The sequence below is a fragment of the Sphingomonas sp. SORGH_AS_0438 genome (genome assembly GCF_031453475.1).
GTDB lineage: Bacteria > Pseudomonadota > Alphaproteobacteria > Sphingomonadales > Sphingomonadaceae > Sphingomonas.
Window position 1 is genome coordinate 3570084 of sequence record NZ_JAVIZS010000001.1, and the last position, 13153, is coordinate 3583236.

The 13153-nt window shown below is 70.9% G+C and carries 17 protein-coding genes; 14 read left to right on the forward strand and 3 right to left on the reverse strand.

Going from position 1 to position 13153, the window contains the following annotated elements; genetic code table 11:
* Positions 1–2: 2 nt before the first annotated feature.
* The 3 genes from QE452_RS16820 to katG all read left to right on the forward strand — a co-directional run bounded on the left by QE452_RS16820 (position 3) and on the right by katG (position 4425).
* Positions 3–677: a response regulator transcription factor gene (locus tag QE452_RS16820; RefSeq protein WP_125996194.1), complete on the forward strand. Its 675-nt coding sequence runs from the start codon at positions 3–5 to the stop codon at positions 675–677.
* Positions 674–2080, forward strand: coding sequence for a HAMP domain-containing sensor histidine kinase (locus QE452_RS16825; protein WP_309659151.1), 1407 nt, complete (start codon positions 674–676; stop codon positions 2078–2080). The genes QE452_RS16820 and QE452_RS16825 overlap by 4 nt, the downstream gene beginning before the upstream one ends.
* Before the next feature lie 122 nt (positions 2081–2202).
* Positions 2203–4425 (forward strand): catalase/peroxidase HPI, encoded by a 2223-nt coding sequence (katG, locus tag QE452_RS16830; RefSeq protein ID WP_309659150.1) that lies wholly within the window; start codon positions 2203–2205, stop codon positions 4423–4425.
* Between the two features lie 101 nt (positions 4426–4526).
* Here katG and QE452_RS16835 read toward each other — a convergent pair whose 3' ends face one another.
* The 3 genes from QE452_RS16835 to QE452_RS16845 form a co-directional block, all read right to left on the reverse strand.
* Positions 4527–4931, reverse strand: a complete 405-nt coding sequence (locus QE452_RS16835; protein ID WP_309659149.1) for a hypothetical protein — start codon at positions 4929–4931, stop codon at positions 4527–4529.
* 163 nt (positions 4932–5094) lie between these two features.
* Positions 5095–5715, reverse strand: coding sequence for a peptidylprolyl isomerase (locus QE452_RS16840; protein ID WP_309659148.1), 621 nt, complete (start codon positions 5713–5715; stop codon positions 5095–5097).
* Between the two features lie 27 nt (positions 5716–5742).
* Positions 5743–6276 carry a GAF domain-containing protein gene (locus tag QE452_RS16845; protein ID WP_309659147.1) on the reverse strand — a complete coding sequence of 178 codons (534 nt, stop codon included), beginning with the start codon at positions 6274–6276 and terminating at the stop codon, positions 5743–5745.
* A 355-nt stretch (positions 6277–6631) separates the two neighbouring features.
* On the opposite strand from QE452_RS16845, the gene QE452_RS16850 reads away from it, so the two are divergent.
* The 11 genes from QE452_RS16850 (at position 6632) to QE452_RS16900 (ending at position 13145) form a co-directional block, all read left to right on the forward strand.
* Positions 6632–7006 carry a hypothetical protein gene (locus QE452_RS16850; protein ID WP_309659146.1) on the forward strand — a complete coding sequence of 125 codons (375 nt, stop codon included), beginning with the start codon at positions 6632–6634 and terminating at the stop codon, positions 7004–7006.
* Positions 7003–8322 (forward strand): terminase large subunit domain-containing protein, encoded by a 1320-nt coding sequence (locus QE452_RS16855; RefSeq protein WP_309659145.1) that lies wholly within the window; start codon positions 7003–7005, stop codon positions 8320–8322. Before QE452_RS16850 ends, QE452_RS16855 begins: the two co-directional genes overlap by 4 nt.
* Before the next feature lie 30 nt (positions 8323–8352).
* Complete coding sequence (locus tag QE452_RS16860; protein WP_309659144.1) at positions 8353–9459, forward strand: phage portal protein; 1107 nt, start codon at positions 8353–8355, stop codon at positions 9457–9459.
* Positions 9456–9830: an HK97 family phage prohead protease gene (locus QE452_RS16865; RefSeq protein WP_309659409.1), complete on the forward strand. Its 375-nt coding sequence runs from the start codon at positions 9456–9458 to the stop codon at positions 9828–9830. Before QE452_RS16860 ends, QE452_RS16865 begins: the two co-directional genes overlap by 4 nt.
* A gap of 77 nt (positions 9831–9907) precedes the next feature.
* Entirely contained in the window at positions 9908–10909 is a 1002-nt protein-coding gene (locus tag QE452_RS16870) for a phage major capsid protein (RefSeq protein WP_309659143.1), read from the forward strand.
* Between the two features lie 50 nt (positions 10910–10959).
* Complete coding sequence (locus tag QE452_RS16875; protein WP_125996740.1) at positions 10960–11289, forward strand: head-tail connector protein; 330 nt, start codon at positions 10960–10962, stop codon at positions 11287–11289.
* Entirely contained in the window at positions 11286–11693 is a 408-nt protein-coding gene (locus tag QE452_RS16880; protein ID WP_309659142.1) for a DUF3168 domain-containing protein, read from the forward strand. Before QE452_RS16875 ends, QE452_RS16880 begins: the two co-directional genes overlap by 4 nt.
* 10 nt (positions 11694–11703) lie before the next feature.
* Entirely contained in the window at positions 11704–12108 is a 405-nt protein-coding gene (locus QE452_RS16885) for a phage major tail protein, TP901-1 family (protein WP_125996707.1), read from the forward strand.
* On the forward strand, positions 12105–12419 hold the full coding sequence (locus QE452_RS16890; protein ID WP_125996706.1) for a GTA-gp10 family protein: 315 nt from the start codon (positions 12105–12107) through the stop codon (positions 12417–12419). Before QE452_RS16885 ends, QE452_RS16890 begins: the two co-directional genes overlap by 4 nt.
* Positions 12416–12619 carry a phage tail assembly chaperone gene (locus QE452_RS16895; RefSeq protein ID WP_309659141.1) on the forward strand — a complete coding sequence of 68 codons (204 nt, stop codon included), beginning with the start codon at positions 12416–12418 and terminating at the stop codon, positions 12617–12619. The genes QE452_RS16890 and QE452_RS16895 overlap by 4 nt, the downstream gene beginning before the upstream one ends.
* The gene (locus QE452_RS16900; protein WP_309659140.1) at positions 12612–13145 is read left to right on the forward strand and encodes a tail tape measure protein; all 534 of its coding nucleotides are present in this window, start codon (positions 12612–12614) and stop codon (positions 13143–13145) included. Before QE452_RS16895 ends, QE452_RS16900 begins: the two co-directional genes overlap by 8 nt.
* Positions 13146–13153 lie beyond the last annotated feature (8 nt).

Below are 13153 nucleotides of genomic sequence, written 5' to 3' on the forward strand. Positions count from 1 at the left end.
CCGTGCGCCTGCTGCTTGTCGAGGACGATCGCGATCTCGCCGCCGCGCTGGCGCAGGCGCTGGGGCGCCACGGCATCGCCACCGACCATGCGGCGCGGGCCGAGGACGCCGAAGCGATGCTGGCGGTCGCCCAATATGGCGCGGTGCTGCTCGACCTGGGACTGCCCGACCGGGATGGGCTGGCGGTGCTGCGGACGTGGCGGGCGAACGGGGTGGCGGTGCCGGTGATCGTGGTGACGGCGCGGGGCGACACGCGCGCGCGGATCGCCGGGCTGGACGCGGGCGCGGACGATTATCTGCCCAAGCCGTTCGACGTGGACGAACTGGTCGCGCGGCTGCGCGCGGTGACGCGGCGGCGGGATGCGCTGGCCGGCAACCGGATCGCGCTGGGCAACGGCCATTTCGACACGGTGCGGCGCGAGCTGACCGTGGCGGAGGGCGTCGTGCCGCTGTCGGCGCGCGAGGCGGAGCTGGCGGCGCTGCTGTTCCGCCGGATCGGGCGGGTGGTGGCCAAGGCGGCGGTGGAGGACCAGCTGTTCGGCCTGATGGGCGAGGGCGGCGGGCCGAATGCGGTCGAGGTCTATGTCCACCGGCTGCGCCGCAAGCTGGAGGCGGCGGAGGCGGCGGTGCGGATCGAGACGATCCGGGGCATCGGCTATCTGGCGCGGATCGCATGAGCCTGTTCGCGCCGCGTTCGCTGTCGCGGCGCATCCTGCTGGGCGAACTGCTGGCGGTGACGCTGGTCGCGGTGCTGCTGCCGGTGCTGCTGATGTCGGCGCTCCACGCCGCCACCGCGCGCGAGGAACGCGTGGCGCTGCGACGCGAGGCGGACATGATCGCGGGGCGGCTGCACTGGCGGGGGGACCGGCTGGCGATCGACCATCCGGGCGAACTGGAGCCGGGCTATGCCACCGCCTATGACGGGCGCGCTTTCGCGGTGACGGACGATGCCGGCCGGGTGCGGCTGGCGAGCCGCTATGCGGCGGGGGTGCCGTGGCGGCGGATCGCGGCGCACGCGACGCGGCCCCGGTTCGTCGGGGCGGAGGATTTCGTGCTCTATGCCCGGCCGGCGGCGGTCGGGGGGCGGGACGTGCGCGTGATGGTGGCGCAGGACCGGTCGCAGCCGGGGGTGATCGTCGACGATATCGAGCGGGCCTTCCTGATCCGGATCGGGCTGGTGATGCCGGTGCTGCTGCTGCTGCCGGTGCTGAGCGGGCTGGCGATGCGGCGCACCGTCCGCGCGTTCCGGCGGGCGTCGGCGGAGGCGGAGGCGATCGACGCCTCGTCGCGCGGGGTGCCGATCGCGATCGAGGGATTGCCGACCGAGGTGCGGCCGCTGGTCGCCGCCGCCAACGGCCTGGTCGAGCGGGTGCGGCGCGCCTTTTTCCGGCAGTCGGAATTCGTCGGCAATGTCGTCCACGAATTGCGGACGCCGCTCCAGACGCTGGCGCTGGAACTGGACGCGCTGGCCGATCCGGCCTTGCGCCAGCGTTGCGCGGCGCAGGTCGAGCGGTTGAGCCATGTCGTGACTCAGTTGCGCGACCTGGCGACGCTGGACGATGGCGACGTGCGGCCCTGGCAGGCGCTGGACCTGGCGGCGCTGGCGACGGAGACGGTGGTGCGGATGGCCCCGGCGGTGATCGAGGGCGGGCATCACCTGGCCTTTGCCGGCGCGGACGGCGATGCCGGCCCGCGCGTCCGGGGCAATGCGACGCTGATCGACCTGGCGATCGCCAATCTGATCGGCAACGCCGCCAAGCACACGCCGGCGGGCTGCACCATCACGGTGAGCGTGCGCGACGATCCGGTGGGGGCGGCGGTGGAGGTGGCGGATGACGGCCCCGGCATCGCCTGTGTCGATCTGGGCGATGCGCAGGCGCGCTACTGGCGGGCGGACCATGCGCGATCAGACAGCGCCGGGCTGGGGCTGGCGATTGTCACGCGGATCATGGAGCGCCACGGCGGACGGCTGGTGCTGGCAGTGTCGGGCGGCACGCGCGCGACCCTATGCTTCCCCGCCGCGATCGATCGTGCCGCGCGGGCGGCGGATGGTGCAGCCGGCCGGGCGGAGGATCGTTGATCGTCGTAATCGATCACAGGGCCAAGGATTTCGCATTTCTACCGATCGTCGCGCTGGGATAGCGTGACGCCATACCGCCCCGGCTCTTCGATGCGCCGGTGCCGTCACGAGAGGAGCAGAACATGGACGCCATCACCGAAGGCAGCCCGATCAACGACCCCAAGAAGCAGCCCGCCGCGATGCGCACGCTGCTGGGCCGGACGGCGCGCGACTGGTGGCCCGAGGCGCTGTCGATCGACATCCTTCACCAGAAGGGCGTCAGCGGCAATCCGATGGGCGATGATTTCGACTATCGCAGCGAGTTCCTGAGCCTGGACTATGACCAGCTCAAGGCCGATCTGACCGCGCTGATGACCGACAGCCAGCCTTGGTGGCCGGCCGATTACGGGCATTATGGCCCCTTCTTCATCCGCATGGCGTGGCATTCGGCCGGCACCTATCGCACCGGCGACGGGCGTGGCGGTTCGTCGGCGGGGCAGCAGCGGTTCGCGCCGCTCAATTCCTGGCCCGATAACGGCAATCTCGACAAGGCGCGTCGCCTGCTCTGGCCGATCAAGCAGAAATATGGTCGCCAGCTGAGCTGGGCCGACCTGTTCATCCTGGCCGGCAATGTCGCGATCGAGTCGATGGGCGGCCCGACCTTCGGCTTCAGCGGCGGCCGCGAGGACGTGTTCGAGCCCGAGAAGGATGTCTATTGGGGCACTGAGGAGGAATGGCTGGGCCAGACCCGGATCGACGAGGAGGCCGGCCTGGCGCTGGAGAACCCGCTCGCGGCGATCCAGCACGGCCTGATCTACGTGAACCCCGAGGGGCCGGGCGGCTGCCCGATGCCGCAGGGTTCGGCGCGCGATATGCGCGAGACCTTCGCACGCATGGGCATGAACGACGAGGAGACGGTGGCGCTGACCGCGGGTGGCCACACGTTCGGCAAGGCGCATGGCGCGGGCGACCCGAAGCATGTCGGCCGCGAGCCGGAAGGCTCGGACATCGCCGCGCAGGGCCTGGGCTGGACCAGCACGCATGAGAGCGGGATGGGCGACCATACCATCACCTCCGGCCTGGAGGGCGCATGGACGCCGACGCCGACGACCTGGGACATGACCTATTTCGACATGCTGTTCGACCATGAGTATGAGCTGGTCCGCAGCCCGGCGGGCGCGCACCAGTGGCAGCCGGTCGGCAATCCCGAGGACACGCTGGCCCCGGCCGCGCATACCGCGGGCAAGAAGGTGCCGACGATGATGTCGACCGCCGACATGGCGCTGAAGGTCGATCCCGCCTACAACGCCATCTGCCAGAAATTCCGGGCCGACCCGGAATATTTCGCCGATGCCTGGGCGCGCGCCTGGTTCAAGCTGACCCATCGCGACATGGGCCCCAAGATCCGCCTGATCGGCCCCGAGGTGCCCGGAGAGGAACTGCTGTGGCAGGACCCGATCCCGGTCGCCGACTATCCGCAGATCGAGGCGGGCGACATCGCCACGCTGAAGGACGCGATCACCGCATCGGGCCTGACCGTGGCCGAGCTGGTGACCACGGCCTGGGCGTCGGCGTCGACCTGGCGCGGGTCGGACCATCGCGGTGGTGCCAATGGCGGCCGCATCCGGCTGGCCCCGCAGAAGGACTGGGAGGTCAACCAGCCCGAACAGCTCGCCCGCGTGCTGGCGGTCTATGAGCGGATCAAGGCGGAGTTCGACGGCGCGCAGGGCGGCAAGCAGGTGTCGATCGCCGATCTGATCGTGCTGGGCGGCTCGGTCGGCATCGAACAGGCGGCCAAGGCGGCGGGTCATGCCATCGAGGTGCCGTTCACGCCGGGTCGGACCGATGCGTCGGCGGAGCAGACCGATGTGGAGAGCTTCGCGGTGCTGGAGCCGCGCGCCGATGCGTTCCGCAACTACCTGCAGGTGCGCTTCACCGTGCCCACCGAGGAGCTGATGATCGACCGGGCGCAGCTGCTCGGCCTGTCGGCCCCCGAGATGGCGGTGCTGGTCGGCGGCCTGCGCGTGCTGGGCGCCAACCATCCCAAGGCGGGCGCACACGGCGTGTTCACCAAGCGGCCGGGGCAGCTGACCAACGACTTCTTCGTCAACCTGCTCGACATGGGCACGGCGTGGAAGCAGATCAGCGACGAAAGCGATCAGGAGTTCCTGGGCACCGACCGCCACAGCCACGAGCAGAAGTGGACCGCATCGCGCACCGACCTGGTGTTCGGGTCCAACTCGCAGCTGCGCGCGCTGGCGGAGGTCTATGCCTGTGACGATGCCGGGCCGGTGTTCGTCCGTCACTTCGTCCAGGCCTGGACCAAGGTGATGAACGCCGACCGCTACGACCTGATGCCGAGCTGACGGCCGGCGCGTCCTGTTTCACCCCCTTTGCGGGACGCGACGACCCGACGACGAGACCTCCGGTGCTGCCCTGTGCACCGGCGGTCTTTTTCATGCGCGGATCAGGAGGCGATCCGCAGGGTGGGTGCCGGTCGCGCGGACATCGACCTCGATCGATCGGCGAGCGACTGGATATAGGGATATAGCGTCCGCTCCTGCGCCGCCATCAGGGCGAAGGCCTCGTCGAAATGCGCGGCGACCTCGACATGGAAGCGCGCGGTATCGGCCGATACCGCCGACAGGTTCCAGCGGCCGACATGTTTCGAATAGCATTGCATCAACCGGGCGCGACGATCGATCACGTCGCGTACCGAAGTGGGCAGGGGGGCTTTGCCGTGCGCCGTCAGGACGGGCAGGATCATGCGATCCTCGTTGCGGATGTGATCCCTGATCTTCATCGACAGCGCCATGCGGTCGCGGGCCAGCGCATTGATGTCGACCGGCACGTCCGCCAGGGTGCCGAGCATCGCGCGGCACGCTTCTGCGATGGCGCGATGCCCTGCGATAAGAGTGGCGCAATCCATTGATCCGTTCCCGCGTTCGTCGGTCTCGGATTCAACTTATATCAAGCCGCGCGGCACGCTGGTCAGGTTGCCACGTAAACCGTTGCGATTTCTTCGGCCGCCGCGGTCAGGGCGTGCGGCGGATGGTGAGGATGCGGACCGGCGCGGTGAGCAGCTGACCCTTCATCGCGCCTTCGCCCTTTTGCGGATCGGTGGGGGCGGCCCAGATCGTCTTGACCACGTCCATGCCGCTGACGACCTTGCCGAAGGCGGCATAGCCGGGATCGGCGGGCGGGTTGGGGCCGGGCTTGGCATCCAGGCCGGTCATGTCGCCGACCATGATCGTCCATTCGCCCTGCGCCGAACCGGGTTCGCGCCGGGCCATGGAGATGGTGCCCTCGACATGCGACAGGCCGGTGGTGGTGGTTGGTTCGTGGCGGATCGGCGGGAAGATCTTCTTGCCGTCGCGCTGCCCGGCCTGGATCAGCCCGGCGTTCCACGGCAGCTTCATCGACCGGTAGAAGGCGATGCCGTCGAACCGCTTGCCATCGACATAGCGAAGGAAGTTGGCGGTCGAGACCGGGGCATGACCGCGGTCCAGCGCGACGACGATGGGACCGGCGGTGGTGGTGATGGTGACGTCGACGGTGTCGGCGGCCGGGGCCGGGATGGGGGCGGGGGGGGGCGTCGGTACCGCCGTCTGGGCGGTGGCGAGCAGCAGGGCGGGGAGCAGCAGGAGTCGCGTCATGGCCCGAATGCTACGCGCCTAAGGCGATCAGGAGAAGAGCGGGTCCGACTGGCCGGCGCCGGCCTGATCGATCGCCGTGCCGACCGCGCGCGCGCAGCGATCGAGATGGCGACGCTCCTCCGGGGTCAGGGCGGGACGCGCCGTCTCGTCGGTGACGCAGAGCACGCCGATCGGCTGGCCGTCATAGAGGATCGGCGCGCCGGCATAGAATTGGACGCCCCCCTCCGACTCGGTCAGCGGGTTGCCGGCAAAGCGCGGATCGTGGCTGGCATCGGCGATGCAGAACACTTCCGTCGGTTCGAGGATCGCGTGGCCGCAAAAGGAGGTGCGACGGCTATAGGGACCGATGTCGATGCCATGGCCGACGATCACATATTGCCACTCTTCATAGACGATGGTGACCGCGCAAGTGCTGGCATGGAATTGCCGGCAGACCTGACTGACGATGGCGCTCAGCACCGGATGGTTGGGCAGGCCGATCGCACCCGAGCGGCGCACCGCTGCTTCGCGGGCCGATTCGTCGGCGGGGCGCGGGGGCGGCGTGTAATAGCTGATGCTCATGCTGTCCCCCCATGCTCGATCGGTTTGTCTGCCGGTCACTGGTGACATGAGACGCGTGCTTTGTACATGGTTTAAAGCATTGCGATCTGGTTCTTTTAGCTAAACAATTTTGTATAGGAAACAAGTTTGCGAACCGATCTGGTTATTTGAAGTTGACAGCGTCGCGCTCTCAAGGTACATAACGGGAACGCTGAGGAATTGCGGACGGGCCGGGCGGCCCCGGGGATCGGTACGATGCCCGGGACCGTGCCGGCCCTTCGCATGTCCGGCGCAGGCGGACCGGAGGGGCGCGATGCAGATGAGGAGACAAGGCGAGGGGCGCGCGGCGGCGTCGCGGCGCGCCAGGCGGGAGGGGATGAGCGATACGCGGCGGATGACGTTCCTGGAGGCCCTGCGCCGGACGAGCGACGTGCGGCTGGCGGCGGAGGAGGCCGGGACGTCGGCACAGGCGGCATATGGCCTGCGGGATCGCGACGCGGCGTTCGCACGGGCGTGGCAGGCGGCGATCCTGGGGGGATATGAAGATCTGGAGTTGCGGCTGCTGGCCGCGGCGCGCGGCACGGCGAAGGAGGAGGGCTTCGATCCGGCGATCGCGCTGGCGCTGATCCGGCGGCAGGATGCGCGGACCAAGGATAGCGCGGGATCGGCAGCGGCGGAGACGGTGTCGCCGGCGGAGGTGCAGGCGGAGCTGCTGCGCCGGATCGCGGCGCTGGCGCCGCCCGCCCCATGACCGAGGCGGCGGTCGCGGGACTTCGTCTGCTGGTCGCGCAAGTGGCGGCGATGGATGCGGCGGACCGGCGGCGTCTGGTGGAGGAGCTGCCGGTCGCCCATCAGCGCACGCTGCTGGAGCAATGGCCGGTCTGGGCACATCAGGGGCAGTTGCCGGCGTCGGAGGACTGGCGGGTCTGGCTGATCCGGGCGGGGCGCGGTTTCGGCAAGACGCGGGCGGGCGCGGAATGGGTCAGCGCGGTGGCCCGTCGCCGGCCGGATGCGCGGATCGCGCTGGTCGGGGCGACGATGGACGATGTCCACAAGGTGATGGTGGAGGGGCAGAGCGGCCTGCTGGCGGTGGCGCGGCACGACGAGCCGACCGTCTGGCGATCGAGCCTGGGCGAGTTGACCTTCGCATCGGGGGCGCGGGCCTTCGTCTATTCGAGCGAGCGGCCGGAAAAGCTGCGCGGGCCGGAACATCATGTCGCCTGGTGCGACGAACTGGCCAAGTGGCGGCAGGGGGAGCCATGCTGGGACAATCTGATGATGGGCCTGCGGCTGGGCGAGCGGTCGCAGGTGCTGGTGACGACGACGCCGCGCCCGACCATGTTGATGCGGCGGGTGATGGCGCTGCCCGGCCTGATCGAGTCGCGGGGCGGGACGCGCGACAATGCGCATCTGCCCGCCGATTTCCGGGCGCAGATCGAAGCGCTCTATGCGGGGACGCGGCTGGGCCGGCAGGAACTGGACGGCGAGCTGCTGGAGGATGTCGAGGGCGCGCTGTGGAACCGGGCGCTGCTCGATCGGCAGCGGGTGCGGGCGGCGCCGACCCTGGTGCGGATCGTGGTCGGGGTCGACCCGCCGGCGAGCCGGACGGGCGACGCCTGCGGCATGGTGGTGGCGGGGCGTTGCGCCAATGGCCAGGCCTGGGTGCTGGAGGATGCGAGCGAGGCGGGGCTGACGCCCGAAGGCTGGGCGGCGCGGGTGGCGGCTTTGGTCGCGCGCTACGATGCCGACCGGGTGGTGGTGGAGCGCAACCAGGGCGGCGACATGGTGGAGACGGTGCTGCGGCTGCACGACGCATCGCTGCCGCTGCACGGCACCCATGCCAGCAAGGGCAAGGGCGCGCGGGCCGAGCCGGTGTCGTTCCTCTACGCGCAGGGGCGGGTGTGGCATGTCGGGGGCTTCGCCAGCCTGGAGGATGAACTCTGCGGGCTGACGCTGGACGGCTATCACGGGCCGGGCCGGTCGCCGGACCGCGCCGATGCGCTGGTCTGGGCCTTGTGGGCGCTGATGATCGCGCCCGAGCGGCATGTGGGGCTGCGGCGGATCTGAGGCTTCGCCGGATCAATGGGGAGACGAACGATGAAATGGTTCGGTCGCAAGGCCGGGCGCGACGAGTCGCGTCCGGCGCTGTCGGGCGGCTTCGCGCGGTCGGGAGTGCCGATCCTGGGCGAATGGCCGCGGCAGTATGAGGCGCAGGCGCGCGATGCCTATCTGGACAATGCGGTGGCGCAGCGCGCGGTGAAGCTGGTGGCGGAGACGCTGGGCGCGGCGCCGCTATCGGCCTCCGATCCGGGGATCGCGGCGCTGGTCGCGGCACGGTCGGGGGGACAGGCGCTGCTGCCGACGGTGGCGGCGCAGATGCTGCTGCACGGCAATGCCTATGTCCAGCTGCTGCGCGATGCGGAGGGCGGGGTGGCGGCGCTCTATGCATTGCGGCCCGAGCGGGTGGCGGTGGAGACGGACGGGGGCGGCTGGCCGGTCGCCTATCGCTACCGGGTCGGATCGGTGGCGACGCGGCTGGATGCCGATCCGGTGCGGCCGGCACTGGTGCATATTCGCGCCTTCCATCCGCTGGACGATCATTATGGCCTCGGCTGCCTGGGCGCGGCGGCGGGGGCGGTGGCGATCCACAATGCCGCCACCCGCTGGGGCAAGGGGCTGCTGGACAATGCGGCGCGGCCGTCGGGCGCGCTGGTCTATGAACCACGCGACGGATCGCCGCTGTCGGGCGACCAGTTCGCGCGGCTGCGGGCCGAGCTGGACGCGTTCATCGGGGCGCCCAATGCCGGGCGGCCGATGCTGCTGGAAGGCGGGCTGAAATGGCAGGCGCTGAGCCTGTCGCCGGCGGAACTGGATTTTTCCGGCACCAAGGCGGCGGCGGCGCGCGAGATCGCGCTGGCGTTCGGCGTGCCGCCGATGCTGCTGGGGCTGCCGGGGGATTCGACCCATGCCAATTACCGCGAGGCCAATCGCGCGCTGTGGCGATCGACGGTGTTGCCGCTGGCGGAGACGATCCTGTCCGCGCTGGCGCAGGGCTTGCGCGGCTGGTTTCCGGAAGCGCGGCTGGCGGTCGACCTGAATGCGGTGCCGGCGCTGGCGGAGGAGCGCGAGCGGTTGTGGGCGTCGGTGTCGGCGGCCGATTTCCTGACCGGGGAGGAGAAGCGCGCGCTTCTCGGCCTGTCCTGAGCGGGGGCGTTGCGTTCGCTGGCTATGCGGCGCTGTTCGACCGGGTGGACCGGGCGGGCGACGTGATGCGCGCGGGGGCCTTTGGAGCGGTGGGGCTGGTGCCGCTGCTGTTCGCGCATCGCGGCGATCCGGTCGGCGTGATCGAGACGCTGGCGGTCGACGCGCGGGGGCTGCGGGTCGCGGGTCGGGTGACGGATGCGGACCTGGCGGCGGCGGTGCGGCGGGGCACGCTGGCGGGCCTGTCGATCGGATATCGGCCACTGGCGGTACGGCAGGGGGCGTGGCGCGAATTGCTGCGAGTCGTGCTGGTCGAGGTGAGCCTGGTGCCGGTGCCGATGCAGCCGCTGGCCCGGATCGACCGCGCCGGGTGAAGTTATCCACAGGGTTATCCCGGGGTTCCCCACCGGACATTCCCACAACTTATCCACAAGCAGGACGGAGAAAGACCATGGACGTGACGGTTCGACCGGCGCTGGACGGCGCGCGGCAGCAACAGGGCGATGCGGGGTTCGCCAGCTTCGTGCGGACGGGCGCGACGCTGGAGATGAAGGCCTTCACCGGGGTGAGCGGCGATGCGGGCGGCTATGCGGTGCCGCGCGAGATCGATGCGGAGATCGGGCGGGTGCTGACCGGCCTGTCGCCGATCCGCAGCATCGCGCAGGTCGTGACGGTGGGCTCGGCCGGCTATCGCAAGCTGGTGACGAGCGGCGGCACGCCGAGCGGCTGGGCGGCGGAGACGGAGGCACGGCCGACCACCGCGACCCCGGTGTTCCGCGAGATCGTGCCGCCGAGCGGCGAACTCTATGCCAATCCCAGCGTCAGCCAGGCGATGCTGGACGATGCCGCGTTCGACGTGGAGGAATGGCTGGCGAGCGAGATCGCGACCGAATTCGCGCGGGCCGAGGGTAGTGCCTTCGTCACCGGCAATGGCGTCAACCGGCCCAAGGGGTTCCTGGCGCAGCCGAGCAGCACCGAGGGCGATGCCAGGCGCGCGTTCGGGACGCTGCAATATCTGGCGACCGGCTCAGCGAACGGGCTGGGCGGCAGCGCGGCGGACCGGCTGGTCGACCTGGTCCAGATGCTGAAGGCGCCGTATCGGCAGGGAGCGTGTTTCGTCGCCAATGCCGCGACGCTGGCGCTGATCCGCAAGCTGAAGGACAATAACGGCGCCTTTCTGTGGCAGCCCGGTCTGGCGGCGGATCAGGCGTCGATGCTGCTCGGCTATCCGGTGGTGGAGGCCGAGGACATGCCGGACGTGGGCGCGGATGCGATGGCGCTGGCCTTTGGCAACTTCCGGCGCGGCTATCTGATCGCCGAGCGGAGCGAGACGGCGATCCTGCGCGATCCCTATTCGAACAAGCCGTTCGTCAGCTTCTACGCGACCAAGCGGATCGGCGGCTGCGTGGCGGATTCGAATGCGATCAAGCTGCTGAAGATCGCGGCGGCCTGACGGGCCGGGCGGGGCCGGCGCGATCGGCCCCGCCCCCAAGGAGACATGCGATGATGAACGGACAGGAGGCATCGGCGCTGGTCGCGCCGGTGGCGGCGGCGGCGCGCGAGATGCTGCGGCTGGAGGGGAATGGCGAGGATGCGCTGATCCTGCGGCTGGCGATGACCGCGCTGGGGCTGGCGGAGGCGTTTTGCGGGCAGAGGCTGGTGCGACGGGCGAATGCGGAGGGGCTGGCGGAGGGCTGGTCCGACCTGCCGCCGCCGATCGCGCACGGGTTGGTGCTGATGGCGGTGCATCTGTTCGAGAATCGCCATGCCGAGGTCGGGGTGCCGACTGCGGTCGCGGCGCTGTGGCGGCCGTGGCGGCGGATCGGGCTGTGACGGAGCCGCGGGCGCTGCTGGTCGCGGCGGCGGTGGCGCGGCTGAAGGGGCTGGCCCGACTGGCGGGCGTGGCGGTGTTCGACGCGCCGCCGGTGCGCGGCGGCCTGCCCCATGCGGTGGTCGAGGAGCCGGTGATCGCCGACGCCTCCGTCGCCGGGTGGAGCGGGCGCGACGGGCGGCTGACCGTGGTGCTGGAGGATGCGGGCGAGCGGCCGGTGCGGCTGCGCGCGCTGCTGGCGGCGGTGGAGGCGGGGCTGCCGGGGATGGCGGGCGCGGCGATCGGCGGCGGTTGGCGGGTGGTGACGGTGCGGCTGGCGCGGAGCCGGCTGGCGCGGGCCGGACGGCAGGAAAGCCGCTGGCAGGGCTCGGCGGAGTTCGCGTTCCGGATGTGGCGACAGAATTGAGGAGGGTGGCATGATCGAACGGGGAAGCGCGTTCCTGTTGAAGGTGGGGGATGGGGCGGCGGCGCCCGCCTTCGCGACGGTGGCGGGGCTGCGCACGACGCAGTTCGCGATCAATGGCGAGGCGGTGGTGGTGACCAACAAGGATTCGGGCGGCTGGCGGCAATTGCTGTCGGGGGCGGGCATCCGCAGCGTCAGCGTGTCGGGCGCGGGCGTGTTCACGGGATCGGCGGCGGAGGCGCGGATCAAGGCGAGCGCGCTGGCGGGTACGATCGACGATTACCGGCTGAGCTTCGAGAGCGGCGACAGCATGACCGGCCGCTTCCTGGTGACGCGGCTGGACTATGCCGGCGATTTCAACGGCGAGCGATCCTACACGCTGAGCTTGGAAAGCTCCGGCGCGGTGGTGGCGTCGTGAGCGGGGCGGCAAATCCCGTGCGCGGCGAGGCGGCGCTGGCGGTGGCGGGCGAGACGCTGGTGCTGCGGCCGAGCTTCGCGGCGCTGGTCGCGGCGGAGGCGGAGTTGGGGCCGCTGTTCGCGCTGGTGGAGCGGGCGGCGGACGGCAAGCTGAGCCTGGCGGAGATGGTAGCGCTGTTCTGGCACTGCCTGCGCGATCCGCCCGAGGGGCTGGACCGGATCGCGCTGGGCGAGGCGGTGGCGGCGCTGGGGCTGGCGGCGGTGACGCCGGTGCTGCGCGTGCTGCTGGGACAGATCCTGGCTGGGCGGTGAGTACGGACTTCGCGGGCGCGGCGGCGCGGGCGGCGGGGTTCGCAGGAGCGGTGCTGGGCTGGTCGCCCGACCGCTTCTGGCGGGCCACGCCGGCCGAGCTGGCGGTGGTGGTGGCGGCGATGCGCGGCGTGGAGGGCGGGCAGGCGCCGCCCGATGCGGCGGCGATCGCGGCATTGCGAAAGGCATTTCCGGATGGATGAGGTGGATCGGGCGATGGTGTCGGTGCGCGCCGACACGCGCGGCTTCCTGAGCGATGTCGCGTCGATGCGCCAGGCGCTGGAAAGCGGGCTGGGCCATGGTGCGGCGCGGGCGGGGGGGCTGGTCGAGCAGGCGCTGCTCCGGGCGGCGCGGACCGGCAAGCTGAGCTTCGAGGATCTGAAGGTGACGGCGCTCCGGGTGATGGACCAGATCGCGGCGGCGGCGCTGCGCAGCGCCGTACATTCGATCGTTATCGGGGGTGGCGGTTCCGGCGCCATGCCGAGCGGGGGCCAGCCCGGACGGGCGATGGGCGGGCCGGTGGCGCCGGGGCGCGGCTATCTGGTCGGCGAGCGGGGGCCGGAACTGTTCGTTCCGATCGCGGCCGGCCGGATCGAGACGCTCGCCCCCGCCGCGGCGCGCGAGGTGCGGGTGTCGATCACGATCAATGCGGGGCGGAGCGAACCGGCGGCGGCGCTGCGCCAGTCGAGCCGGCAGGTGGCGCAGGCGGTGCGCGCGGCGCTGGGGTGAGGGGAGCG

Excerpts from the sequence above, each read along its gene's own strand:
- QE452_RS16860 (WP_309659144.1), top strand. The coding sequence starts at position 8,353 with ATGAAATGGTTCGGTCGCAAGGCCGGGCGCGACGAGTCGCGTCCGGCG.
- QE452_RS16835 (WP_309659149.1), bottom strand. The coding sequence starts at position 4,931 with ATGCTCGGCACCCTGGCGGACGTGCCGGTCGACATCAATGCGCTGGCC.
- QE452_RS16900 (WP_309659140.1), top strand. The coding sequence starts at position 12,612 with ATGGATGAGGTGGATCGGGCGATGGTGTCGGTGCGCGCCGACACGCGC.
- QE452_RS16845 (WP_309659147.1), bottom strand. The coding sequence starts at position 6,276 with ATGAGCATCAGCTATTACACGCCGCCCCCGCGCCCCGCCGACGAATCG.
- katG (WP_309659150.1), top strand. The coding sequence starts at position 2,203 with ATGGACGCCATCACCGAAGGCAGCCCGATCAACGACCCCAAGAAGCAG.
- QE452_RS16875 (WP_125996740.1), top strand. The coding sequence starts at position 10,960 with ATGATGAACGGACAGGAGGCATCGGCGCTGGTCGCGCCGGTGGCGGCG.
- QE452_RS16855 (WP_309659145.1), top strand. The coding sequence starts at position 7,003 with ATGACCGAGGCGGCGGTCGCGGGACTTCGTCTGCTGGTCGCGCAAGTG.
- QE452_RS16885 (WP_125996707.1), top strand. The coding sequence starts at position 11,704 with ATGATCGAACGGGGAAGCGCGTTCCTGTTGAAGGTGGGGGATGGGGCG.
- QE452_RS16850 (WP_309659146.1), top strand. The coding sequence starts at position 6,632 with ATGAGCGATACGCGGCGGATGACGTTCCTGGAGGCCCTGCGCCGGACG.
- QE452_RS16840 (WP_309659148.1), bottom strand. The coding sequence starts at position 5,715 with ATGACGCGACTCCTGCTGCTCCCCGCCCTGCTGCTCGCCACCGCCCAG.
- QE452_RS16870 (WP_309659143.1), top strand. The coding sequence starts at position 9,908 with ATGGACGTGACGGTTCGACCGGCGCTGGACGGCGCGCGGCAGCAACAG.
- QE452_RS16825 (WP_309659151.1), top strand. The coding sequence starts at position 674 with ATGAGCCTGTTCGCGCCGCGTTCGCTGTCGCGGCGCATCCTGCTGGGC.